Source organism: Pseudoxanthomonas sp. CCNWLW251 (assembly GCF_037402255.1).
Taxonomy (GTDB): Bacteria; Pseudomonadota; Gammaproteobacteria; order Xanthomonadales; family Xanthomonadaceae; genus Pseudoxanthomonas_A.
On the sequence record NZ_JBBEGA010000002.1, the window covers coordinates 807,030 to 830,668 of the forward strand.

The 23,639-nt window shown below is 68.5% G+C and carries 22 protein-coding genes, 1 other RNA gene and 1 pseudogene; 4 read left to right on the top strand and 20 right to left on the bottom strand.

Annotated elements, in window-relative coordinates:
• Positions 1 to 30 precede the first annotated feature (30 nt).
• From ftsA to mraZ, 13 genes are read right to left on the bottom strand one after another with little or no spacing between them, the layout of a single operon-like run.
• Positions 31 to 1,266, bottom strand: coding sequence for a cell division protein FtsA (gene ftsA / locus WBN46_RS10840; protein WP_142125704.1), 1,236 nt, complete (start codon positions 1,264 to 1,266; stop codon positions 31 to 33).
• Positions 1,263 to 2,048, bottom strand: a complete 786-nt coding sequence (locus WBN46_RS10845; RefSeq protein WP_337731514.1) for a cell division protein FtsQ/DivIB — start codon at positions 2,046 to 2,048, stop codon at positions 1,263 to 1,265. The genes ftsA and WBN46_RS10845 overlap by 4 nt, the downstream gene beginning before the upstream one ends.
• The gene (locus WBN46_RS10850; RefSeq protein WP_337731515.1) at positions 2,048 to 3,007 is read right to left on the bottom strand and encodes a D-alanine--D-alanine ligase; all 960 of its coding nucleotides are present in this window, start codon (positions 3,005 to 3,007) and stop codon (positions 2,048 to 2,050) included. The genes WBN46_RS10845 and WBN46_RS10850 overlap by 1 nt, the downstream gene beginning before the upstream one ends.
• Positions 3,004 to 4,455, bottom strand: coding sequence for a UDP-N-acetylmuramate--L-alanine ligase (gene murC, locus WBN46_RS10855; protein ID WP_337731917.1), 1,452 nt, complete (start codon positions 4,453 to 4,455; stop codon positions 3,004 to 3,006). Before murC ends, WBN46_RS10850 begins: the two co-directional genes overlap by 4 nt.
• Positions 4,455 to 5,549, bottom strand: a complete 1,095-nt coding sequence (murG, locus tag WBN46_RS10860; RefSeq protein ID WP_337731516.1) for an undecaprenyldiphospho-muramoylpentapeptide beta-N-acetylglucosaminyltransferase — start codon at positions 5,547 to 5,549, stop codon at positions 4,455 to 4,457. Before murG ends, murC begins: the two co-directional genes overlap by 1 nt.
• Positions 5,546 to 6,841, bottom strand: coding sequence for a putative lipid II flippase FtsW (gene ftsW / locus WBN46_RS10865; RefSeq protein ID WP_337731517.1), 1,296 nt, complete (start codon positions 6,839 to 6,841; stop codon positions 5,546 to 5,548). The genes murG and ftsW overlap by 4 nt, the downstream gene beginning before the upstream one ends.
• Entirely contained in the window at positions 6,841 to 7,926 is a 1,086-nt protein-coding gene (gene mraY, locus WBN46_RS10870; RefSeq protein ID WP_337731518.1) for a phospho-N-acetylmuramoyl-pentapeptide-transferase, read from the bottom strand. The genes ftsW and mraY overlap by 1 nt, the downstream gene beginning before the upstream one ends.
• The gene (gene murF / locus WBN46_RS10875; RefSeq protein WP_337731519.1) at positions 7,916 to 9,295 is read right to left on the bottom strand and encodes a UDP-N-acetylmuramoyl-tripeptide--D-alanyl-D-alanine ligase; all 1,380 of its coding nucleotides are present in this window, start codon (positions 9,293 to 9,295) and stop codon (positions 7,916 to 7,918) included. Before murF ends, mraY begins: the two co-directional genes overlap by 11 nt.
• Positions 9,292 to 10,776: a UDP-N-acetylmuramoyl-L-alanyl-D-glutamate--2,6-diaminopimelate ligase gene (locus WBN46_RS10880; RefSeq protein ID WP_337731520.1), complete on the bottom strand. Its 1,485-nt coding sequence runs from the start codon at positions 10,774 to 10,776 to the stop codon at positions 9,292 to 9,294. Before WBN46_RS10880 ends, murF begins: the two co-directional genes overlap by 4 nt.
• Positions 10,773 to 12,617: a penicillin-binding transpeptidase domain-containing protein gene (locus tag WBN46_RS10885; protein ID WP_337731521.1), complete on the bottom strand. Its 1,845-nt coding sequence runs from the start codon at positions 12,615 to 12,617 to the stop codon at positions 10,773 to 10,775. Before WBN46_RS10885 ends, WBN46_RS10880 begins: the two co-directional genes overlap by 4 nt.
• Positions 12,614 to 12,877, bottom strand: coding sequence for a cell division protein FtsL (gene ftsL, locus WBN46_RS10890; protein WP_192202037.1), 264 nt, complete (start codon positions 12,875 to 12,877; stop codon positions 12,614 to 12,616). The genes WBN46_RS10885 and ftsL overlap by 4 nt, the downstream gene beginning before the upstream one ends.
• The gene (rsmH, locus tag WBN46_RS10895; RefSeq protein ID WP_337731522.1) at positions 12,874 to 13,824 is read right to left on the bottom strand and encodes a 16S rRNA (cytosine(1402)-N(4))-methyltransferase RsmH; all 951 of its coding nucleotides are present in this window, start codon (positions 13,822 to 13,824) and stop codon (positions 12,874 to 12,876) included. The genes ftsL and rsmH overlap by 4 nt, the downstream gene beginning before the upstream one ends.
• Positions 13,825 to 13,838: 14 nt before the next feature.
• Positions 13,839 to 14,285 carry a division/cell wall cluster transcriptional repressor MraZ gene (gene mraZ / locus WBN46_RS10900; protein ID WP_142125694.1) on the bottom strand — a complete coding sequence of 149 codons (447 nt, stop codon included), beginning with the start codon at positions 14,283 to 14,285 and terminating at the stop codon, positions 13,839 to 13,841.
• 321 nt (positions 14,286 to 14,606) lie between these two features.
• On the opposite strand from mraZ, the gene WBN46_RS10905 reads away from it, so the two are divergent.
• Entirely contained in the window at positions 14,607 to 15,377 is a 771-nt protein-coding gene (locus tag WBN46_RS10905; RefSeq protein ID WP_337731523.1) for an NRDE family protein, read from the top strand.
• A gap of 202 nt (positions 15,378 to 15,579) precedes the next feature.
• On the opposite strand, the gene rnpB is transcribed toward WBN46_RS10905, so the two are convergent.
• The 3 genes from rnpB to rsmI form a co-directional block, all read right to left on the bottom strand.
• An RNA gene (rnpB, locus tag WBN46_RS10910) (RNase P RNA component class A) lies at positions 15,580 to 15,929 on the bottom strand.
• 48 nt (positions 15,930 to 15,977) lie between these two features.
• A complete protein-coding gene (chrA, locus tag WBN46_RS10915) occupies positions 15,978 to 17,150 on the bottom strand; it encodes a chromate efflux transporter (protein WP_337731524.1) in 1,173 nt (390 codons plus the stop codon).
• 27 nt (positions 17,151 to 17,177) lie between these two features.
• Positions 17,178 to 18,008, bottom strand: a complete 831-nt coding sequence (gene rsmI, locus WBN46_RS10920) for a 16S rRNA (cytidine(1402)-2'-O)-methyltransferase (RefSeq protein ID WP_192202040.1) — start codon at positions 18,006 to 18,008, stop codon at positions 17,178 to 17,180.
• A gap of 215 nt (positions 18,009 to 18,223) precedes the next feature.
• On the opposite strand from rsmI, the pseudogene WBN46_RS10925 reads away from it, so the two are divergent.
• The 3 genes and pseudogenes from WBN46_RS10925 to WBN46_RS10935 form a co-directional block, all read left to right on the top strand.
• Positions 18,224 to 19,489: pseudogene (locus WBN46_RS10925) on the top strand (penicillin-binding protein activator); the annotation flags it as partial.
• Positions 19,479 to 19,868 carry a YraN family protein gene (locus WBN46_RS10930; protein ID WP_337731525.1) on the top strand — a complete coding sequence of 130 codons (390 nt, stop codon included), beginning with the start codon at positions 19,479 to 19,481 and terminating at the stop codon, positions 19,866 to 19,868. The pseudogene WBN46_RS10925 and the gene WBN46_RS10930, both read left to right, overlap by 11 nt.
• A 29-nt stretch (positions 19,869 to 19,897) precedes the next feature.
• Entirely contained in the window at positions 19,898 to 21,286 is a 1,389-nt protein-coding gene (locus tag WBN46_RS10935) for an FAD-linked oxidase C-terminal domain-containing protein (protein WP_337731526.1), read from the top strand.
• Positions 21,287 to 21,424: 138 nt separating this feature from the next.
• Here the strand turns inward: WBN46_RS10935 and thiL are convergent, their stop codons facing one another.
• Genes thiL through ribH form a run of 4 tightly spaced genes read right to left on the bottom strand, consistent with a single transcriptional unit; the run spans position 21,425 to position 23,596 of the window.
• A complete protein-coding gene (gene thiL / locus WBN46_RS10940) occupies positions 21,425 to 22,378 on the bottom strand; it encodes a thiamine-phosphate kinase (RefSeq protein WP_337731527.1) in 954 nt (317 codons plus the stop codon).
• A gap of 7 nt (positions 22,379 to 22,385) precedes the next feature.
• Entirely contained in the window at positions 22,386 to 22,637 is a 252-nt protein-coding gene (locus WBN46_RS10945; RefSeq protein WP_337731528.1) for a helix-hairpin-helix domain-containing protein, read from the bottom strand.
• Between the two features lies 1 nt (position 22,638).
• Entirely contained in the window at positions 22,639 to 23,106 is a 468-nt protein-coding gene (gene nusB / locus WBN46_RS10950; RefSeq protein WP_337731529.1) for a transcription antitermination factor NusB, read from the bottom strand.
• Between the two features lie 22 nt (positions 23,107 to 23,128).
• Positions 23,129 to 23,596: a 6,7-dimethyl-8-ribityllumazine synthase gene (gene ribH, locus WBN46_RS10955; protein ID WP_192202046.1), complete on the bottom strand. Its 468-nt coding sequence runs from the start codon at positions 23,594 to 23,596 to the stop codon at positions 23,129 to 23,131.
• Positions 23,597 to 23,639 lie beyond the last annotated feature (43 nt).

The window sequence follows — 23,639 nt, forward strand, 5'->3', positions numbered from 1 at the left end:
CCTTTCACTTCGCGGAGGATGTCGCCTCACTCAGAACTCGCCGCGATACCAGTTCTGCAGTTTCTTGAACCAGCTGCCCGCCTTGCCCGTGGGCAGCGACGGACGCCGGGGATGTTCGATCTGGCTGCCCATCAGCAGCAGGCCGACGCCGGTGGCATGCACCGGGTTGCCGACCACTTCGCCCAGGCCGGTGACGTGCTGCGGAATGCCGACGCGCACAGGCATCTGCAGCATTTCCTCGGCCAGTTCGACCACGCCTTCCATCTTCGATGCGCCACCTGTCAGCACCATGCCGGCGCGCACGCGCTCCTCGAACCCGGAGCGGCGCAGTTCCGCCTGCACCATCTCGAAGATCTCCTCGTAACGCTGCTGCACCGCCTGCGCCAGCGCATGGCGCGGCAGGCGGCGCGGCGGGCGGTCGCCCACGCTGGGCACCTGGATGCTTTCTTCCGCCGTTGCCAGCTGCGCGAGCGCGCAGGCGTAGCGCACCTTGATCTGCTCGGCTTCCGGCGTGGGCGTGCGCAGCATGTGCGCGATGTCGTTGGTCACCTGGTCGCCGGCGATGGGCAGCGACGCCGTGTGGCAGATCGCGCCCTGCACGAACACCGCCAGGTCGGTGGTGCCCGCCCCCATGTCGACCAGCACCACGCCGAGCTCGCGTTCGTCGCTGGTCAGCACGGCCACGCTGGAGGCCAGCGAGGAGAAGATCAGGTCGTCGATCTGCAGGCCGCAGCGCTGCACGCACTTGCTGATGTTGGCGGCGGCCGACTGTGCGCAGAACACCAGATGCGCGTCCACTTCCAGGCGCACGCCGGTCATGCCGACCGGGTTGCGGATGCCTTCCTGCGAATTGTCCAGCTTGTACTCGCGCGGGATGGCATGGAGGATCTTCTGGTCGGCCGGGATCGCGACGGCCTTCGCCGCTTCCAGCACGCGGTCCAGGTCGCCCCAGGTCACCTCGCCGTCGCGGATCGGGACGATGCCGGGCGAGTTGCGGCACTGCACGTGGTTGCCTGAGATCGACGCGTACACCGAGCGGATCTCGCAGCCGGCCATCAGCTCGGCCTCCTCGATCGCGCGCTGGATGGACTGCACCGTCGACTCGATGTCCACGACGACGCCGCGCTTGAGGCCGCGTGACTCGTGCGAGCCGATGCCGATCACCTCGATCGGATTGCCCGGTGCGTACTCGCCGACCAGCGCCGTCACCTTGGAGGTGCCGATGTCCAGCCCGACGATCAGCGATTTGTCACCCTTGCGATTCATGTAGTGCCCTGCAGAAGACGACCTGCGACCGCGATCGGCGCAGGCAATGGAGACGGTGTGGAAGCTGGCGGCGGCGCCTTCGGCGCTTCGCCCCAGCTGAGCGCGAACCCGTTGGTGTAGCGCAGGTCCGCGCGCACCAGCGGCTGTGCCTGCGCGGTGGCCAGCAGCTGCGGCAGCATCCGCGCGAAGCGGCCCAGGCGTGGACGCGCATCGGTGCGGCCGACGACCACCTGGGTGCCGTTGCCCAGCAGCAGCGACCAGCTGCCGCGCGCATCCATCACCAGCGTGGTGACGTCCAGGCCCAGCGGCGCGAACAGCTGGCGCGATTCGTTGTAGAGCGCCGTCACTTCCTGCACCTGGGAGTCCGGCCCACCCAGTTGCGGCAGATCCAGGCCGGCGAGCTCCTTCGGCAGCGGAAACAGGCGGCCGTGCTCGGACAGCAGTTTGTCATTGCCCCAGCGCGCGAACGGCTTGTGCTCGGTGATGCGTACCTCCAGCACGTCCGGCCAGCGCTTGCGCACGTCCGCGCGTTCCACCCACGGCAACCGCTCGACCGCGTGCTTGGCGTCTTCCAGCGGGACGGCAAAGAAGCCGCGCTTCGCGTACGGCAGCACGGCGGCCTGCAACTGCGCCGCGTCCACGCGTTCGAACTCGCCCTGCACGCGCAGCCTGGACAACGGCCACCGGTCGGCGCCGATCCAGCCATTGACCACGGCCACGACCGGCAGCGCGACCAGCGCCAGCGCCAGCAACCAGGCCATGATGCGCAGGGCGGCATTCATCAGCCGGCGACCTCCGGCACGGTCTGCTCCAGGATGCGCCAGCACAGTTCCTCGAAACCGATGCCGACCTGCGCCGCTTCCTTGGGCACCAGCGAGTGACTCGTCATGCCCGGGGCGGTGTTGACCTCCATCAACAGGAAACGTCCGTCCGCGTGACGCATCACGTCGACCCGCCCCCAGCCACTGCAGCCGGCGGCGCGGAAGCCCTCGAGCGCCAGTGCACGGATCTGTGTTTCCTCGGCCGCGTCATCCAGGCCGGGACAGAGGTATTGCGTATCGTCGGCGATGTACTTGGCGTGGTAGTCGTACCAGCCCTGCGCCGGCACGATCCGCACCGACGGCAGTGCGAGGTCGCCCAGGACGGCCACGGTGAACTCGCCGCCGGTCAGCATCTGCTCCGCCAGCAGCTCGCCGGGGTAGGTGGATGCGAACGTCGCGGCGGGCACGAGGTCGTCTTCACCCAGGATGCGGAACACGCCGACACTGGACCCTTCCGCGCTCGGCTTCACGAACACGGGGAAGCCCAGCGTGCGGACCGCTGCCGCGAGGTCGCCACCCGGCGGAATCCGCACGAAGCCTGCGGTCGGCAGACCGGCCGCCTGCCACACCTGCTTGGTGCGGATCTTGTCCATCGTCAGCGCAGAACCCAGCACGCCCGGGCCGGTGTACGGCACCCCGAGCGACTGCAGCAGGCCCTGGAGCACGCCGTTCTCGCCATCGCCGCCGTGCAGGATGTTGAACACCCTGTCGACCTTGCCCGCGCGGATCGCCTCGATGAGGGCCGGCACGCCATCGACGGCGAACGCCTGCACGCCGCGCGCCAGCAGCGCCGCCAACACGTTCTGGCCCGAGTTCAACGACACTTCGCGCTCGCTGGACACGCCGCCCATCAGCACGGCGACGCGGCCGAAACGGGCCGGATCCTTGAAACGCGGCGGTTGCACGGTCACGGTGGTCATGCCGGGTCCTTCGCGGTGAAGCCATGCGCGGCGATGTGTTGCGACATGTGGCCGATGTCACCGGCCCCCATCAGCAGCAACAGGTCGCCGTCCTGCAACACGTCCGGCAGCACGTCGACCAGGTCCGCGACCTGGCTGACCACCACGGGTTCGTTGCGGCCACGCGCACGGATGGCGCGCGCCAGCGATTTCGCGTCGGCGCCTGCAATCGGCTGCTCACCGGCGGGGTACACCTCGCTCAGCACCAGCGCATCGACCTCCGACAGGACCGCGGCAAATGCATCGAACTGGTCGCGCGTGCGGCTGTAACGGTGCGGCTGGAAGGCCACGACCAGCCGCTTGTGCGGCCAGCCACCGCGTGCGGCGGCGAACACCGCCGCCAGTTCCTTCGGATGATGGCCGTAGTCATCGACGAGCTGCACGCGCGCGCCCTGCGGCGTGGCGATCTCGCCCAGGTCGTTGAAGCGGCGACCGATGCCGGCGAACTTCTCCAGCGCAGCCGCGATGTTCTCCGGCGACACGCCGAGCTGCCATCCGATGGCCGCCGCAGCAAGCGCGTTCTGCACGTTGTGGCGCCCCGGCAACGCCAGGCTGACGCGGATGCTCGCGTCCTCCGGCAGGCGCAGGGTGAAATGCATGCGGCCGCCGTCCTGCTCCACGTCTTCGGCACGCACGTCGGCGTTCTCCGCGAAGCCATAGCTCATCACGTGGCGCGGCGTTTCCGCGGCAATGGCGGCGACTTCCGGATCGTCGATGCACAGCACCGCCAGGCCGTAGAACGGCAGGCGCTGCAGGAATTCGGCGAAGGCCGCCTTCACGCGCTCGAAGTCGTTGCCGTAGTTTTCGAGATGATCCGCGTCGATATTCGTGACGATGGAGATCAGCGGATTCAGGCGCAGGAAGCTGCCATCGCTTTCGTCGGCTTCCGCCACCAGCCATTGCCCGTCGCCGAGCTTGGCGTTGGCACCGGCCGCGAGCAGCTGGCCACCGATGACGAAGGTCGGATCCAGCCCGCCTTCGCTCAGCACGGCGGCCGTGAGACTCGTCGTGGTGGTCTTGCCGTGCGTACCGGCGACCGCGATGCCGCGACGGAAACGCATCAGCTCGGCCAGCATCGCCGCACGCGGGACGATCGGGATGCGCTGGCTGCGCGCTTCCATCAGTTCGGGGTTGTCCTGCCTGATCGCACTGGAGACCACCACGCAATCGGTGCCCAGCACGTTGGAGGCATTGTGGCCGCGCATCACGCGCGCACCCAGCGACGCCAGGCGACGGGTCGCGGCGTTGTCGGCGTTGTCCGAACCGGATACTTCATAACCCAGCGTGCACAGCACTTCCGCGATGCCGCTCATGCCGGAGCCGCCGATGCCGACGAAGTGCACGCGGCGGAACTCCTTCGCCAGGTTGCCGGTGTGTTGCAGGCGGCGCTCGCGTGCAGCAGCCATCATCATGCCTGCGTCCTCATGTTCGTTGTTTCCTCGAGAATGATGTCGGCGATGCGGTCGGCCGCATCGGTCTTCGCCAGCGCGCGCGCGGCCTGCGCCATGGCCAGGCGCTTGTCGCTGTCGCCAACCAGCTGCCGCAGCGTGGTGGCCAGCGCGTCGGCCAGCGTGTCGTCCTGCTTCAGCAGCACGGCTGCGCCACCCTCGACCAGGTATTCGGCATTGCGGGTCTGGTGATCATCGACGGCTTGCGCGAACGGCACCAGGACACTGCCGACGCCGACCGCGCATAGCTCGGCCAGGGTCGAGGCGCCGGAGCGGCAGACAACCAGATCGGCCCACGCGTACGCGGCCGCCATGTCGGTGATGAAGGCTTCCACGCTTGCGGCCACGCCGGCGTCGGCGTAGGCCCGGGCGGCTTCGTCGCGCAGCTTTTCGCCGCATTGATGACGTACTTCGATGCTGCCCGCCGGCAACGTCGCGATGGCCTGCGGAACTGCGAGATTCAGCGCACGCGCGCCCTGACTGCCGCCCAACACGAGCACCCGCAGCGGGCCACTGCGGCCCGCCAGGCGTTCGGCCGGCGGCGGCAGCACCGCGATCTCGTCCCGCACCGGATTGCCGACCACTTCTTCGCGCGACGGGAACGCACCGGGGAAACCGGTCATCACGCGGCGCGCGACCTTCACCAGCATGCGGTTGGTGAAGCCCGCAGCGCGGTTCTGTTCGTGCACCAGCAGCGGCAAACCCATCAGGCGCGCGGCGACACCGCCGGGACCGGCCGCGAAACCACCGAAACTCACTACCGACCTCGGTGCGCGGCGGCGCAGCACGAAGCCTGCCGCGCGGATCGCGCGCAGCACGCGCACGGGCGCACCCAGCAACGCCAACCTGCCTTTGCCGCGCAGGCCGGTGATGGCCAGCGTGTCCAGCGGAATGTCGTGCGGCGGCACCAGGCGCGTTTCCATTGCCCCGTCCGCACCCAGCCAGACCACCGGCACGCCGCGCGCGCGCAACACCTTCGCCACGGCCAGCGCGGGGAAGATGTGGCCGCCGGTACCACCGGCCATGATCATGACGGGAGCGCCCGCACTGCTCATGCGATCCTCTCGAACGTGGGCTCGACGCGTTGCTGCAGGCGGCTGGTGCCGCGCAGCGTCTGCGAGAACGAAGCAGGCGCGGCAGGCACCGGGCGCGGATCGACCGGCGCAGGCGAATCGCCCGCACCCTGGATCACTTCCCCGCGCAGCGCGACCTGGCGCTGCGTGCGCTCCAGTTCGTAGGACACGCGCAGCAGCAGGCCCATCGCCACGCAGGTCATCAGGATGCTGGAACCGCCCGATGAGATCAGCGGCAGGGTCAGGCCCTTGGTCGGCAGCAGGCCCAGGTTCACGCCCATCGACACGAAGCTCTGCATGCCGATCCACAGCGCGACGCCGAATGCGATGTAACCCGCGAAGTGCCTGCGCATTTCCACGCAACGCAGGCCGATGACGAAGGCGCGCCCCACCAGCAGCGCGTACAGCGCCACCACCAGGCAAACACCCACGAAGCCAAGTTCTTCGCCGATCACCGAGAAGATGAAATCGGTGTGCACTTCCGGCAGATAGTTGAGCTTGAGCACCGAACCGCCGAGGCCGATGCCGCCCCACTCGCCGCGACCGATCGCCATCAGCGCATTGGTCAGCTGGTAGCCGCTGCCGAACGGGTCGGCCCAGGGATCGGAGAACGAGGTCAGCCGGCGCATGCGGTACGGCTCGGCGATTGCGATCACCGCAAGGATCGGCAGGCCCACCAGCACCGGACCGAACATGCGCGGCATGTTGACGCCACCGAGCACGAGCATGCCGGCGGTGATCGCCAGCAGCAGCGAGGACGAACCGAAGTCCGGCTGCATCAGCAGCAGCGCGACCAGGACCACCACCACGCCCAACGGCTTGAGCATCGCGGCCCAGGTTGCGTTGACCTCGTCGCGGAATCGCACCAGGTAGCTGGCCAGCCAGACGATGAAGAACACCTTCACCGCTTCCACCACCTGGAAGTTGGACACGCCCAGGTTGATCCAGCGGTGCGCGCCCTTCACGCTCACGCCCAGCCCGGGCACGAACACGAGCAGCAGCAACACCACGCACCCCAACAGCAGCAGGTGGTTGCGCGCCTCGATGCTCTTCAGCTCGGTACGCATCACCCACCACGCCAGTCCCGCGCCGGCGACGAGGAACATGCCGTGGCGGACCAGGTAGTAGAACGGATTGCCGTGCTGGTAGATCGACGCCGACGCCACCATCACCACGCCCAGCGACGCCAGCGCCAGCATGGCGCCGAGCAACCAGGGGTCGAAGCGGCCCCCGATGGCTTCAAGACGTGTGGCCTGGCGCGGCGTGTCGTTCATCAGCGCACCTTCAACGTGGCCAGGCCGATGAGGACCAGCACGACGGAGATGATCCAGAAGCGCACGATCACGCGCGGCTCCGGCCAGCCCTTCAGTTCGAAGTGGTGGTGGATCGGCGCCATGCGGAACACGCGCTTGCCGGTCAGTTTGAACGACGCCACCTGGATCATCACCGACAGCGTCTCGATGACGAAGATGCCGCCCATGATCACCAGCACCAGCTCCTGGCGCACGATCACCGCGATGGTGCCCAGCACGGCGCCGAGCGCCAGTGCGCCGATGTCGCCCATGAACACCATCGCCGGATACGTGTTGAACCACAGGAAGCCCAGGCCGGCGCCCGCGATCGCGGCGCAGATGATGGTCAGCTCGCCCGCGCCCGGCACCTGCGGGATCTGCAGATAGCTGGAGAACACCGCGTTGCCCGAGGCGTAGGCGAACACGCCCAGCGCACAGGCCACCAGCACCGTGGGCATGATCGCCAGGCCATCCAGGCCATCGGTCAGGTTGACGGCGTTGGAGAAGCCCACGATCCAGAAGTACGCAATGGCGACGAAGCTGATGCCCGCCAGCGGCAGCGCGATCGACTTGAAGAACGGCACATAGAAGGTTGTCGCCGCCGGCACGTCGGCATACAGATAGAGATACAGGCCGGCGGCAAGGCCGAAGATCGACTGCAGCAGGTACTTCCAGCGCGACTTCAGGCCGTTGGGATCGCGCTTGACGATCTTGATCCAGTCGTCGTACCAGCCGATGGCGCCGAACGTCGCCATCACCAGCAGCACCACCCATACGTACTTGTTGCGCAGGTCGCCCCAGAGCAGCACCGACAGCAGCACCGTCACCAGGATCAGCGCGCCGCCCATCGTCGGCGTGCCGGCCTTGGAGAAGTGCGACTGCGGGCCGTCCTTGCGGATCGGCTGCCCGCCCTTCAACTGGCCGAGCTTGCGGATCACCGCCGGGCCGAGCCACAGCGACAGGAACAGCGACGTGAGCGCAGCGAGAATGCCGCGGAACGTCAGGTAGCCGAACAGGCCGAAGAAATTCTCCAGGCTCTGCAACCAGCGAGCCAGCTCAAGCAACATGCGATGTGTCCTCCCCGGTGGACAGCAAGATGGCGACGATCCGGTCCATCGCGCTGCCGCGCGACCCCTTGACCAGGCAGCGCACGCCGGGTCGCAGCTCGATGCCCAGGGCATCGGCCAGCGCAGCGTGGCTGTCGAACGGATGCGCGCCTTCACCGAAGGCGGCGGCAGCGGCGGCACTGAGCGGACCCAGCGTGTACAGGCGACGGATCCCGGCGGCCTTGGCGCGACGACCGGCATCGGCATGCAGCGCCTCGGCATCGTCGCCCAGCTCGCGCATGTCCCCGAGTACCAGCCACCCTTCGCCACCGGCCTGCGCACTCGCCGCGGCCAGCGTGTCGATGGCGGCCACCAGCGAGCCCGGATTGGCGTTGTAGCTGTCGTCGATCACCACCGCACCATTGGCGAGCACGTGCGCCACCTGGCGACCCGCCACCGGCTGCGCGGCCGACAGGCCCTCGGCGATGATGGCGAGTGATACGCCGCAAGCCATCGCGATGCCGGCGGCCGCCAGCGCATTCAACACGTTGTGCCGGCCCGGCAGGTGCAGGCTCACGCCCACCTCGCCGTGCGGAGCGACCAGTACGAAGTCCGAACCCTCCGCCGTCGCGCGGATATCGCGCGCGGAGAGGTCGGCCGTGGTCTCCAGGCCGAAGCGCAGGATCCGGCGATCCGGCACGCGGCTGGCGAAGTACTCGGCGAAGGCATCGTCGGCGTTGATCACCGCGGTACCGTCAGCGGGCAAGGCATCGTAGATGGCGCCCTTGGTCTCCGCCACGCCCATCAACGAGCCCATGCGCTCCAGATGGGCGGCCGCGATATTGTTCACCAGCGCCACTTCCGGCGTCACGATGTCGGTCAGGTAGGCGATGTCGCCCGGCTTCCCCGCACCCATCTCGTAGACCGAGAAGTCGGCATCGTCGGGCGCGTCGATGACGGCCATCGGCAAGCCGATCTCGTTGTTGCGGTTGCCGGGATTGAAGTAGGTGACGCCGGCGCGCTGCAGGATGGAGACCACCAGCGTCTTGACCGTGGTCTTGCCGTTGCTGCCGGTGATGGCCACGGTCTTCTCCACCCGGTCGCGTTGCAGGCCGGCGGCGATGCGCGCGATCGCCAGCAGCGTGTCCGGCACGACGACCTGCGGCACGTCGACCTTCACCTCATGGTCGACCAGCACTGCAGCAGCGCCGCGCATGGACGCGTCGTAGGCGAAATCATGGCCATCGAACCGCTCGCCGCGCAGGGCGACGTACAGGCTGCCCGGCACCAGCGTGCGCGTATCGTGGGTCAGCGAGCCGATCACGAGGTCATCGCCCAGCAGTTCACCGCCCGCCCAGTGCGCCAACAGGGAAAGGGGAAGACGCTTCATCGGCGCTCCTCCAGTGCCTGACGCGACACGGCGGTGTCATCGAACGGGTGCTTCACGCCATGGATTTCCTGGTAAGGCTCGTGACCCTTGCCTGCGACCAGCACGATGTCGTCGGCGCCGGCCTGCGCGATCGCCTGCGCGATCGCCTGTGCGCGGTCGCGCTGCACCGTGACGGCGTCCGGACGGGAGAAGCCCGCCATGATGTCCGCCACGATGCGGTCGCCCTCTTCGGTGCGCGGATTGTCGTCGGTAACCACCACCACGTCCGCCAGGCGCTCGGCAATCGCGGCCATCTGCGGACGCTTGCCCGCGTCGCGATCGCCGCCGCAGCCGAACACGCAGAAGAGCCTGCCCTGCACGTGGTCGCGCAGGCTGGCCAGCGCCTGTTCCAGCGCGTCCGGCGTGTGCGCGTAGTCGATGACGACCAGCGGGCGAAGGTTGCCTGCGGCATCGCTGTCGCCGCCGAGCCGGTTCATCCGGCCATGGATCGGCGCCAGGCGCGACAGCGTGCGCGCGATGTCGGCCGTGGTATCGCCCAGTGCATGCAGCGCGCCGGCGACCGCCAGCAGATTGTCCACGTTGAAGCGCCCCAGCAGGCGCGACTGCACGGGCTGCACGTCGTCGCCGACGACCAGTTCGAACGCGATGCCGTTACCGTCCAGGCGCAGTGCATCCGCGCGCACGCTGGCCTCGGCCTGTCCGCGCGAGCTCACGCCGATGCGCTGCACGCCATGCGGCAGGCGCGCGAACAGGTCGCGCCCGTAGGCATCGTCGAGATTGACCACGCCAGCCTTCAGGCCGGCACGGAAGAACAGCAGCGACTTCGCGGCACCGTAGCGTTCCATGTCGCCGTGGTAGTCCAGATGGTCGCGGGTGAGGTTGGTGAACATCCCGACATCGAAATGCACGGCGTCCACGCGGCCCTGGTCCAGCGCATGCGAACTGACTTCCATCGCCACGGCCTTGGCGCCGGCGTCGCGGAACTGCGCCAGCAGCGCATGCATCTGCAGCACCAGCGGCGTGGTGAAGCCGGTGGGCACCACTTCGCCGTACATGCCGGCGCCCAAGGTGCCCACGGTCGCGCAGCGCACGCCGCGCAGGTGCCACGCCTGCGCCAGCAGCTGCACGGTCGATGTCTTGCCGTTGGTGCCGGTGACACCGACCATCTTCATGTCGTGCGACGGCGCCGCGTGGAAGCGGTCGGCCATGACGCCCATGCGCGCGCGCAGGCCGGGCACCGCGATCGCATCGCGCGGCGCCTCCAGCCCGTCCGGCACCGGCGGCTCGAACAGGATCGCGCTGGCGCCGTTTTCCTTCGCCTGTGCGGCGAAGTTCAGGCCATGCGCACCGAACCCGGCGATGGCGACGAAGGCATCGCCCGGCTGCACGCTGCGGCTGTCCAGCGTCAGGCCACGCACGACGATGTCGCGCGGCACCTCCACGTCGGGCAGCAGTTCGGCCAGGGCCATCATCCGCCTCATCGCGTCGCCCCCGTCGCCGGCAACACGGCCCGCGGGGCGTCGAACGCGGACGGGTCCATCGTGTCGACGGCGTCGTCGACGAGGGCCGCCGGCACGGGTGCGCTGCCTCCGTTGGGCTTCTGCGTGTTCCTGGCCTGCGCGGCGAGCCACGCCTCGATGTCATCCGGCGGCACGTCCATCAGGCGCAACGTTCCGTCCATCACGTCGTGGAATACGGGGGCGGCGACCAGGCCGCCGTAATAGCCGCCTTCCTGCGAATCGTTGATCACCACGACGGCGGCGAAACGCGGATTGCTGGCGGGCACCAGGCCGGCGAAGAACGACGCGTAGCGACCTTTCGCGTAACCACCGCCGGACGCGATGCGGGCCGTACCGGTCTTGCCCGCCACCCGATAGCCGAGCACGCCGGCACGCTTGGCGCCACCCTCGGTCACCACGGTTTCCATCATGCCGACGACTTCGCGCGCGATCGCCGGATCCAGCACCTGCGGCGCTTCGCCCCGCTGGCCCTTCACGAACGTCGGCGTCACCAGCCGGCCGCCATTGCCCAGCGCCGAGTAGGCGCGCGCGATCTGCAGCGGCGTGACCGCCAGGCCGTAGCCGTACGACATGGTCGCCTTCTGCAGGCCATTCCAGCGATCCGGCGGCGCCAGCATGCCGGCGGACTCGCCCGGGAAGCCGCTGCCGGGCTTCTGGCCGTAGCCGAAGCTGTGGATGCTCTCGTAGAAGTAGGCGTTCGGGAGCTTCTCTGCAATCTTGATCGAGCCGATGTTCGAGCTCTTGGTGATGACGCCCGTGACGGTCAGCACGCCGTTGTTCCGGGGAACATCCCTGATGGTGTAGCGGCTGTTCAACGCCATGTAGCCCGGATTGGTGTTGATCAGCGTCGAGGGCGTGACCACGCCGGCCCTCAACGCCGTCGACACGGTCAAGGGCTTCATCGTCGAGCCCGGCTCGATCATGTCGGTCAGTGCGCGGTTGCGGCGCGCGTCCGGCTTCACCCGCTCGATCGCGTTGGGGTTGTAGGTCGGCAGGTTGACCATCGCCAGCACTTCACCCGTGGCCACGTCCATGATCACGATCGAGCCGCTGCTGGCCTGGTGCTCGAGCAGTGCATTGCGCAGCTCGCGGTGCGCGAGGTACTGGATGCGGCGGTCGATGCTGAGCGTCAGGTCCTTGCCCGGCTGTGCGGAGCGGATCAGGTCGACGTTCTCCACGATGCGGCCGCGGTTGTCGCGGATCACCTTCTGGGCACCGGGCGTGCCGCTGAGCCATTCGTCGAACGCCAGTTCCAGGCCTTCCTGGCCGCGGTCGTCGATGTTGGTGAAGCCCAGCACGTGGGCCATCGCCGGCCCCTGCGGATAGAAGCGGCGGAATTCGCGCTGCGAGAACACGCCGGGAATCTTGTGCGCCAGGATCCGCTGCGCCTCGTCCGGATTGATCCGGCGCTTGAGGTACAGGAATTCCTTGTCGGCACGCTGCGACAGGCGGTTGGTCAGGTGGTCGACCGGCACGCCCAGCGCCTTCGCCAGCTCGGGCAGACGATCCGGCGCCTTCAACAGCTCCTGCGGATTGCCCCATACCGATTCCACCGGGGACGACACCGCGACCGGCTCGCCATTGCGGTCGGTGATCATGCCGCGCGAGGTGGGGATGGGGATCTCGCGCAGGAAGCGCGCATCGCCCTGCCGCTGGTAGAAGTCGTGGTTGATCAGCTGCACATAGGCTGCGCGACCGACCAGGCTGATCGAGCACAGGCCCATCGCTCCCAGCACCAGCGCAAGGCGTCCGCGCAGGTTGAACCGGGCGCGGTTGCGGTTTTTCGCGGGCGCGGCATTCATGGCCTGATCACCACCACGTCAGCCGTCTCGGGAAACTTCATGCCCAGGCGGACGCGTGCCACCTGGTCGATGCGCGTGGCCTCGGCGACGGTGGCCTGCTCCAGCTGCAGGCGGCCGAACTCGACGTTCAGTTCGTCGCGGGCACGCTCCAGCCGCGTCACTTCATCGAACAGCACGCGGTGGCGATGGCGCGCGTACACCACGCCGATCGCCGAGGCGATGCTGGCCAGCACCAGCACGATCAGCAGGAAGCGGGTCATGCCGCCACCTCCAGCTTCTCCGCCACGCGCAACACCGCGCTGCGTGCGCGCGGGTTGGAGGAGACTTCGTCGGGTTCGCCTTTCTGTCCACTGCCGATCGCACGCAGCGTGGGCACGAAGGTATCCGCCACGGGCAAGCGTCGATTGGCTGGCGGTGCCTTCGCGTGCCGGTTGATGAACTGCTTGACGATGCGGTCTTCCAGCGAATGGAAGCTGATCACCGCCAGCCGGCCACCCACCTTGAGCCGCACCAGCGCCGCGTCCAGTCCTGCCTCGAGATCGGCCAGCTCGCGATTGATGTGGATGCGGATGGCCTGGAAGCTGCGCGTGGCCGGATGGATCTTGTCGCCGCGCGGCATCACCGACGCGATCGCGGCGGCCAGGTCGGCGGTACGCACGAACGGCTGGGTGGCGCGGCGCGCGACGAGGGCGCGCGCGATGCGGCGGCTCTGCTTCTCTTCGCCGTAGGTCCAGAGGATGTCGGCGATCTCGCGCTCTTCGGCGCGGGCGATCCAGTCGGCGGCGCTTTCGCCGGCATCGGGATCCATGCGCATGTCCAGCGGACCATCCTTGCCGAAGCTGAAGCCGCGCTCGGCGACATCGAGCTGGGGCGACGACACGCCCAGGTCGAGCAGCACGCCATCCAGGCCTGCGGCGGTTTCGTCCCATTGCGCCATCGAGGCGAAGCTGCCGCGACGGATCGCCACGCGCGCGTCGCCCGCGAACATCTGTTCGGCATGCGCGATCGCGTCGGGATCCTTGTCCATCAACAGCAGCCGGCCTCCCGGGCCGAGTTGTTGCAGCACGCCGCGCGCGTGGCCTCCGCGCCCGAAGGTGCCGTCCAGGTATGTTCCGTCCTCTTTCACCTGCAGCCCTTCCATGACCTGCGTGTACAACACCGGCAAGTGCAGCGCTGGGAGGTGACCGGCCGGCGCGGACTGCCGCATGCCGTCACCCTTGCTCACAAGCGCAGCTCGAGCATGTGCGCGCTCAGATCGTCGTCAGTGAGGGTCTGACGGATCTGCGCGTGGTGCGCCTGTTCGCTCCAGAGTTCGAACTTCTCGCCCATGCCCAGCAGCACGGCCTTCTTCTCGATGCCCACCGCACTGCGATGGCTGGCCGGGATGCTGATGCGCCCATTGCCGTCCAGTTCCACGGGCGAGGCGGCACCGACCAGCTTCAGTTGCAGGTTGCGGTGCGCGCGCTGGGTGCTGGGCAGCTTGTTGACGTCATCGCGTACGCGCTGCCAGACCTGTTCCGGGTAGAGATAGAGGCTGCCGGCTTCGAAGGGGTTGTAGGTGATGACCAGGCGATTGCCGCACTCGCGCGCGACGAGGTCGCGGTACGCGGTGGGCACCGCGAGCCGTCCCTTGTCGTCCACTGTGATGGCGGTCTCACCCTGAAACACGGCCCCTGCCTTCCCGGTTCGCTAAAAGAGCGATCAATTGAACCACGGAAAACCACTAAAAACCCGGTTTTCCCTCTGCTACCCACCTTAGCACTGCGCACAGGGTTGTCAACAGGAAAGCGGAAGGGAAATCGCTTGGCGGATCAATGGCTTGCAGCAAACTTCAGAGACTTGTTCAAGCCTTATCCACAAGTTGCTGTTTCGTCTCAAATTTTGAGATTGAGGAAGGATTCAGTGAGGTGATCGTCGTTTCACATATCGGCTGACGGCGACGCAGGGGCCGGAGTGGAACTGCGCAAACCACCGGTCCAGAATCCCCCCATGTGCCTGGTCGCGCTCGCCTGGAACGTCCATCCCCGCTGGCGGCTGTTGCTGGCGGGCAACCGTGACGAGTTCCACGGGCGCCCGACCGCAGCGCTGGCCGCCTGGGCCGAGGCGCCGGGCGTCCTGGCGGGCCGCGACCTCCAGTCGGGCGGCACCTGGGCCGGCGTGGACCAGCAGGGCCGGATGGCGGTGGTGACCAATGTGCGCGACCCGGCCATCCAGGTGCCGGGGGCGCCCTCCCGGGGCCACCTGGCGGCGGGATTCCTGGGCTCTCCCGACGGCGCCGACCATCGGGCGGCGGGTCTGCTGACGGCGGCGGAAGGGTTTGCCCCGTTCAATCTGGTGCTGGCCGATGCAGTCGCATGCGAATACGTCAGCAACTACCCCACTCCACGCCGGATCGCCCTGGCACCCGGCCTGCACGCCGTCTCCAATGGGGACCTGGACGAACCCTGGCCCAAGACGATGGCCCTGAAGGAACGACTGGCCGCGTGGGTCGCCTCCGGGGAAGATGACGTGGCGCCCTTGTGGCACGCCCTGTCGGACGAAACCCGCGCGCCGGATACACGTCTGCCCGACACGGGTGTTGGACGGGACCTGGAGCGAATGCTCTCGTCCGCCTTCATCAGCGACGCCCGCTACGGCACCCGCGCCAGCACGCTGATCGCCATCGACCACGGCGGACGTGGCTGGATAAGCGAGCGCCGGTTCGGTCCGGAGGGGGTGTTCGAGGGGGAGACGACGTTGCGGATAGGAACGGGTGTTTAGTCGACCCCTCCACGTCTGAAGTCGTGCGGTCGCGACTGACGTCGCTCCTACAAGAAAACGGCAAGCACCTGCTTACGAGCCCCCTGAGTCAGGGGGCGACGAGCGCAAAGCACGAGCGGGGTCTGGAGGCCAAGGACCTGGGTCCCAAGGTTTGCGCCGCAAACCTTGGGACTTTCCGAAGCGCCGGTGGCGCTTTGGAAAGCGGCGGAGCCGGCCGGTAAGCCGGGTTCTGTCGTGGACAGTCATTCCTCTAGGCGCAACGTCACCGTTACGCTCAAGCAACCTACCCGGACCCGACGCGGGCCGCGCCATGAGGTCCCTATTTGGTCTTGCTCCCGGTGGGGTTTGCCGTGCCGGTCCGTTGCCGGACTCGCGGTGCGCTCTTACCGCACCATTTCACCCTTGCCGTCCTGCCGAAACAGTCTTAGGCGGTATCTTTCTGTTGCACTTTCCGTCGGCTCGCGCCGCCCAGGCGTTACCTGGCACCGTGCCCTGTGGAGCCCGGACTTTCCTCGGCATTGTTTCCAATGACGCGACTGTCTGGCCGGCTCCGCCGCGTGCATTGTCGCACAGCTGCCGCCCCCGGCCCGTCGCGAATGATCAGGGGAATGCGTGCAGCAACATGCCGAGCAGAGGCATCCCCAGCACGACCCACGCCATCGGCACCCGCATCGCCAGCGCGGCGATGCCCGCAACCACGGCTACCACGTCCCATGCCCCGGACACCGCTTCCGTCCAGAGCGGATCGTAAAGCGCTGAAAGCAGGAGGCCCACCACAGCCGCATTGATGCCCGCCAGGACGCCACGCATGCGCGGCAGCGCCACGATGCGGTGCCAGAACGGCAGCACCCCGATGACCAGCAAGAACGAGGGCAGGAAGATGGCGACCAGTGCCAGCAAGCCGCCGGCCCACCCGCCGGATCCAGCGCTCATGGACGCACCCAGGTAGCCGGCAAAGGTGAACATCGGTCCCGGCACCGCCTGCACCGCGCCGTAGCCCGCGATGAAGGCGTCCTGCGCCAACCAGCCCGGCGCGACCACGCCCGATTGCAACAACGGCATCACCACGTGCCCGCCGCCGAACACCAGCGCGCCCGCACGATAGAAAAGACCGAACACGTCGGCGGAAGAACCTGGCCCGGACAGCCACCATGGCAGCATCAGCAACGCGGTGAACACAACCAGCGCGACGACGCCCACCCGGCGCGAGGGTACGCCACGCATCGATGGCGTCGGCGCACTCTTCAGGTCCCGCCGCAACGCCAGCCCCGCCACCGCACCCGAGACGATGACGGCCAGTTGCATCCATGCCACCGGCCACGCGACCAGCACCGCCGCGCACCCCAGCATCAGCAGCCACGTGGCCGCATTCCGGCAGAACGCACGCGCCATTCCCCATGCCGCATGCGCAACCACGGTCACCGCCAGCAGCTTGAGTCCATGGACCAGGCCCTCCGGGATATCGCCCCATCCATGCGAGATGCCGGCACCCAGGCCGATCATCAGCAGTGCGGAAGGAAGGGTGAAGCCACACCAGGCCGCGAGCGCACCGGGAAGACCCGCACGGCCCAGGCCGACCACCATGCCCACCTGGCTGCTGGCCGGCCCCGGCAACAGTTGGCACAGCGCGACGATGTCCGCGTACCCGGCCTCGTCCAGCCAGCGACGACGCACCACGAACGCCTCGCGGAAGTAGCCAAGATGGGCGATCGGCCCGCCGAACGAGGTCAGCCCGAGACGCAGGAAAACAAGGAAGACGCGCCACGCTTCCATGGCGTCAACGAGGCTTGCGCCACGCCATCAGTCTTCCGCCTTCATTCCGTACAGCGCCTTGCGCGGCGCGCCGGTGATCTCGGCTGCCAGCTTGGCGGCCGCCGATGGCGGCAGGTGCGCGTTGAGCAGGGCGTAGACACGGCGCCCTTCCACCAGTTGCGCACTTTCATCGTCCGCGGCGCCCTGCACCATCACCACGAACTCTCCCTTGCGCTGGTTGTCATCGGCATCGACCCGCGCCTGCAGCTCGGCGAGCGTGCCATCCAGCACGGTCTCGAACAGCTTGGTCAGCTCACGCGCGATCACGGCAGGACGGTCTGCGCCAAAGGCCATGCCCATGTCCGCGAGGGATTCGGCGATGCGGTGCGAAGACTCATAGAACACCAGCGTGCGCGCCTCGCCCGCCAGGCGCTGCAGTTGCTCCCGCCGCGCGGACGCCTTGGCAGGCAGGAAGCCTTCAAACGTGAACCGGTCACTCGGCAGCCCGGCCACGCTCAGCGCCGCGATCGCCGCACACGCGCCCGGCAAGGGACTGACCTTGATGCCCGCCGCGCGCGCCGCACGCACCAGGCGGAAACCGGGATCGCTGACCAGCGGCGTGCCGGCATCGCTGACCAGCGCCAGCGAGTCGCCGGCCAGCAGGCGTTCGACCACGCGTTGCGACAGGGCATCCTCGTTGTGCTCGTGCAGCGCCAGCAGGGGCGTGGAAACACCGAAATGCGACAGCAACTGGCCGCTGCGCCGGGTGTCTTCGGCGCAGATTGCCGCGACGTTGCGGAGTGTCTCCAGCGCGCGCGGCGTGAGGTCGCCGAGATTGCCGATCGGCGTGGCGACGATGAACAGGGTTCCGGCAGGCATTCCAGTGGGGCTCGATGGCTGAGGGTAGAATCGTAGCCGGTTCCCCTGCCCGATCGCCGATGCCGCCCATGAACCCGCCTGTTGCAAGCAAGCTTTCCGTACGCATCCGCCCCGCAAGGGCCCTGCTCGCGTTGCTGCTGGCCGCGTTGCTGGCCAGTTGCGCCACCACGCCCGGCGCCGGACCCACCGCATCGGCAGTGCGTTTCGCCCCGGCGTTCGGCAATGCCGCGGCGCTGGCCCGGCAGGATGCCACCCTGAGCGGGCAGGCACGCAGCGACAATGCGCGCGAGATCGACCGCCTGCTCGCCACGCTGGACGATGCCACGCTCGCTCGCGACGCCGCCGCATTGCAGGCTGGCGATCCGCTGTACAACTTTGCCGGTCGCGCGCTGCAGCGCCGCGGCCTGCCGCTGCCGCGCCCATTCGACCGCGGCACGCAATGGCATTTCGATGCGGGCAACCGCCCGCCTGCGGATGCCGACGGCTACCGCCCCCCCATGAAAGTGGCCGTCCTGCTCCCGCTGTCCGGCACCCTCGCCACCGCCGCCGCACCCGTGCGCGACGGCCTGCTGGCGGGTTACTACGGCGAACACCGCCGCCGCCCCGAAGTGCAGTTCTACGACACCACCGGCACGGCAGCGGGCGCGACCACCGCATACGCGCGCGCAGCGGCCGAAGGCGCCGATTTCGTGATCGGCCCGCTCGGCCGCGACGAAGTCAGTGCGCTCTTCCAGCAACCGCAGCTCGCTGTCCCGATGCTGGTGCTGAATCGCGGCGTGGTGGCACCGCCGGACGGCAAGGCCGGCTTCTCGCTGGCCCCGGAAGACGATGGATTGGCCGCCGCGGAGTATCTGCTGGCGCGCGAGCGCCGCATGGCGCTGATCATCGAGGGCAGCGACGACAACGGCCGCCGCGCATCCCAGGCGTTCCGCGAGCGCTTCAGCGAGCGCGGCGGCAAGGTCACGCGGGTGGTCAGCGTGGCCGAAACCCCCGGCGACCTGTCGACCATCCTTGCGACCGCTTCGCAGGAGGGCGTCGATGCGGTCTTCCTGGCCGTGCGCGGCAGCACGGCGCGCGTCCTGACCCCGCAACTGGCGCTGGCCGGCCTGGGCGGCAAGACGCGCGTGGGCACTTCGCAACTGACCTCGGGCACCGGCAAGCCGGTGGAAGACATGGCACTGGACGGCATCGCCTTCCCGACCGAAACCTGGACCTCGCGCGGCGTGCCGGCACTGCCCGCCGCCAGCGTGACCGGCGAACGCGTGCCGACGGCACGTGGTGCTGCCGCGCGGCTGTTCGCGTTCGGCTATGACGCCTGGCTGCTGACGGCCTATCTGGAGAAGTTGGCGCTGGGGGCGAACACCGAGATCCGTGGCGCCACCGGGCGCCTGCAACTGGACGGCTTCGGCAACGTGGTGCGCACGCCCTCGTGGTCGGTGTTCAGTGGTGGCCAGGCCGTGCCCGTGGCGGATGGCGGTTGACCGCAGGAAACGCGGGCAAGCCGTCGAAGCAGCGGCGCGCGAGTTGCTGCGCCGCGCCGGCCTGACCGATCTGGCTGCCAACGCCCTTTACCGCGGCGGTGAACTGGATCTGGTGATGCGGGACGCCACGCGCCCCGGCACGCCGACCGTGGTGTTCGTGGAAGTGCGCTACCGCCAATCGCAGCTCTTCGGTGGAGGCGCGGCATCGGTCGATGCCGGCAAGCGCCGCCGCATGGTGCATGCCGCCCTGCGCTTCCTCCAGGATCACCCCGCACTCGCAGATGCCCCCTGTCGGTTCGACGTGATCGACGCGCAGGGCGATCCTGCCGCACCCCGGCTCACCTGGATCCGCGACGCGTTCCGCGCCGACGAAACCTGAGCCGTGCACGCCGCGCCTACAATGACGGCGTGAATCCATCCCTGCCCACCGAACTGCACGAAGCCCTGTCCACGCGCCTGGGGGACAGCTGGCTCACCGGCGATGCCTGCCGTCCTTATGGTGGCGACGATTCGCGCCAGTGGGCCATGCCGTGGGCCGTTGCCCTGCCGCGCACGCACGAAGACGTGCTGGCCCTGGTGCGCGCATGCCGTGCGCATCGCGTTCCCATCGTCGCGCGTGGTGCAGGCACGGGCACCACCGGCGCCGCCGTGCCTTCACAGGGCGGCGTGGTGGTCTCGTTCTCGCGCATGGACCGGATCATCGACATGCGCGCTGCCGACCGGTGCGTGGTGGTGGAACCCGGCGTGCTCAACGGCAACCTGCAACAGGCACTCGCACCCCATGGCCTGTTCTGGCCACCCGATCCGTCCAGTGCCGACCTGTGCAGCGTGGGCGGCAACCTTGCCACGAATGCCGGCGGACCGCGCGCGGTGAAGTACGGCACCGCACGCGACAACGTGCTGGGGCTGGTCGCCGTGACCGGTGCGGGCGAACTGATCCGCTGCGGGGGCGCCTACACCAAGGACGCGACGGGTTACGACCTCACCCACCTGCTCGTCGGCAGCGAGGGCACCCTGGCGCTGATCGTGGAAGCAACCCTGAAGCTGGCGCCGCGACCACGTGCGCAGGCCGGACTGCGCGTGCTCTACCGCGACGCCGCCACGGCCGCGGCGGCGGTGTCGCGCATCATGGCGCGCCCGGCGACGCCGACCATGCTGGAATTCATGGACCGCAGCGCCCTCGCGTTGATCCGGCGCAACGGCAGCGATGTGCCCGAGGCGGGTGCGATGCTGCTGGTCGAAGCCGACGGCGATGACGACACGCTGCCGTATTCGCTGCAGGCATTGGCCGACGCCGCCGAAGGCGATGGCATGCTCACGCTGGATGTCGCGCAGGACGGTACCGCACGCGACCGGTTATGGGCCGCACGGCGCGCCCTGTCGCCGGCGCTGCGCACCATCAAACCCGGCAAGATCAACGAGGACGTGGTGGTGCCGGTGTCGCGCATTCCGGATCTGGTGGCGGCAATGGAAGCACTGTCGATCGAGGCCGCGCTGCCGATCGTCGTGTTCGGCCATGCCGGCAACGGCAACCTGCACGTCAACATCATGTACGACGACGGTGACGCCGCCGAGACGGCACGCGCGCATGCGGCCTTGCCGAAGGTCTTCGCGCACGTGCTGGCGCTGGGAGGCACGCTGTCCGGCGAACACGGCATCGGCCTGAGCAAGCGGGATTTCATGGCGGATGCGTTCAACGTGGCGACGCTCGACGCGATGCGTGCGGTCAAAGCCGCGCTCGACCCCGACGACATCCTGAACCCCGGCAAGGTCCTGCCACCGCGGAAGCCCGTGTAGGAGCGACGGGAGTCGCGACCGTGCGCCATGCGCGCCGTGAAAGCCACCGACAGACTTCTCCGTTCCCTCTTGCGCTTGATGCCGGGCCACGAACGCCGACGACATGCGGTCGCGACTTACGTCGCTCCTACAACAGCCTCAGGACTTCGCAAAGTGGTCATAACCGCGGCGCGGTGAAGACCACGGCGTGCCATCGGAACGCATCGGCTGCACCCCCTCGCCCGCCACGATGCGTCCTATCCGCGTGATCCGCAGATCGAGCTGCGAGAAGATGGCGTCGATGCGTTCACGCGCATCGGCAGGTGCGGTGAAGCAGAGTTCGTAGTCGTCGCCGCCGCTGGCCTGCAACGGCACGCGCGTCGCTTCATCGAACGTCGCCATCAACGCATCCGACACCGGCAACGCGTCGATGTCGACCTGCGCGCCCACGCCGCTCCGCGATGAGATATGGCCGAGATCCGCCAGCAGCCCGTCGGAAACATCGACGCAGGCGGTAGCAAAGCCCCGCAGCGCGCGCCCCACTTCCACGCGTGGCGTGGGACGATCCAGCCGCGCACGCAGCGCATGAGCCGGTTCGCGGTCGAGCAGCGCCAGGCCGCCCGCCGCATCGCCAAGCGTTCCGGTGACCCAGACGTCATCGCCAACGCGCGCGCCGTCGCGGCGCAAGGCGCGACCGGGCTCGACCAGACCCATCGCCGTCACCGAGATCGAAAGGGGACCCCGCGTGGTGTCACCCCCCACCAGCGCGATGCCGTGGCGCCCTGCCAGATCCAGGAAGCCATCGAGAAAGGCATCGATCCACGCCGCATCGGACCGGGGCAACGACAGCGACAACGTGCACCATGCGGGTTCGGCACCCATCGCGGCGAGATCGGACAGGTTCACCGCCAGCGCCTTCCAGCCGACGTCGGCCGCTGCGCTGTCTTCGGGAAAATGGACGCCGGCATTCAAGGTGTCGGCGGTGACGACGAGCTGCAAGCCCGGCGGTGGCGCCAACAGCGCAGCGTCGTCGCCGATGCCGAGCACGATGTCGGCGCGCGTCCCCGCGCGGGCACGGATGCGGGCGATCAGGTCGAACTCGCCGGCACTCATGGCGGCGTCAGGCGCGCGATCGCGCGAAATCGACGGCGGACTGGATCGCCGCACGTGCCTGCGGGCTGTTCTTCCAGCAACTGGAACCGGTCAGCCCTGCGGCACTGGCGACGATCTCCGATGGTTCTGCGGCGGCCAGCTGGCGCAGCGAAGCAATGCCCATCTGTTCCAGCCGCTGCACGACAGCAGGGCCCATCCCCTTCAACGCGAGCAACGCATCGCGCTCTTCCAGGGGGAACCGTGTGTCGCCGCCCGACACGTCAGCGCCGTGCCTGCGCCTCGGCGGGGCGCCATGCCACGGCCGCCTGGTCGAGCACACCGTTGATGTACGTGTGCCCGTGTTCGGAACCGAAACGCTTGGCGGTCTCGATGGCCTCGTTCAGCACCACGCGGTACGGCACGTCGATGCGGTGGATCAACTCGTAGGCGGCGATGCGCAGCACCGCGCGCTCGATGGGGTCGACCTCTTCGACCGTCCGGTCGAGGAACGGAAGCAGCGCCTCGTCCAGCGAGGCGCGATGCTTCACCACGCCGCGCACCAGGTCTTCGAAATACTCGAGGTCCGCGATCTCGTGCGCCTGCTCATGGGCGAACTGCGCGATGACCTGCCCCACTTCGCCACCCGACATCTGCCACGCATAGACAGCCTGCAGCGCGCGGCGGCGCGCACGGGCACGCGTGACCGGATCGACGCCGTCCTTGCGGTGGGATTGATGATGTCGGCTCACGTCTGCTCCTGCGATTCTTGGGTTACGGCAACTGTTCCAGCAACTGCGCCATCTCGATGGCGGCCAGTGCGGCCTCTTCGCCCTTGTTGCCATGGCTGCCGCCGGCGCGCGCCTCGGCATCCTCGATCCTTTCCACCGCCAGCACGCCATTCAGCACGGGCACGCCGGAATCCAGCTGCACGCGCATCAGGCCTTCAGCGCAACCATCGGCGACGTGCTCGTAGTGGCGGGTGTCGCCACGGATCACGCAGCCCAGCGCGATGATCGCCACGTGGCGCCCGTCTCCGGCCAGACGCGCGGCGGCGACCGGGATCTCCCACGCTCCAGGCACGCGCACCACGTCGATCGCCTCTTCGCCCACGCCGTTGCCGGCCAGGCTCTGGCGCGCGCCGGCCACCAGCACATCGGTGATGCGGGGGTTCCAGCGGCTGGCGATGATCGCGAAGCGGGCGCCGTCGGGCGCGCGCAGATCGCCTTCGTAGTGGGACATGGCGGGTTCCTTGGGGGTGGGAAAGTCTAACAGCCGGGCGCGG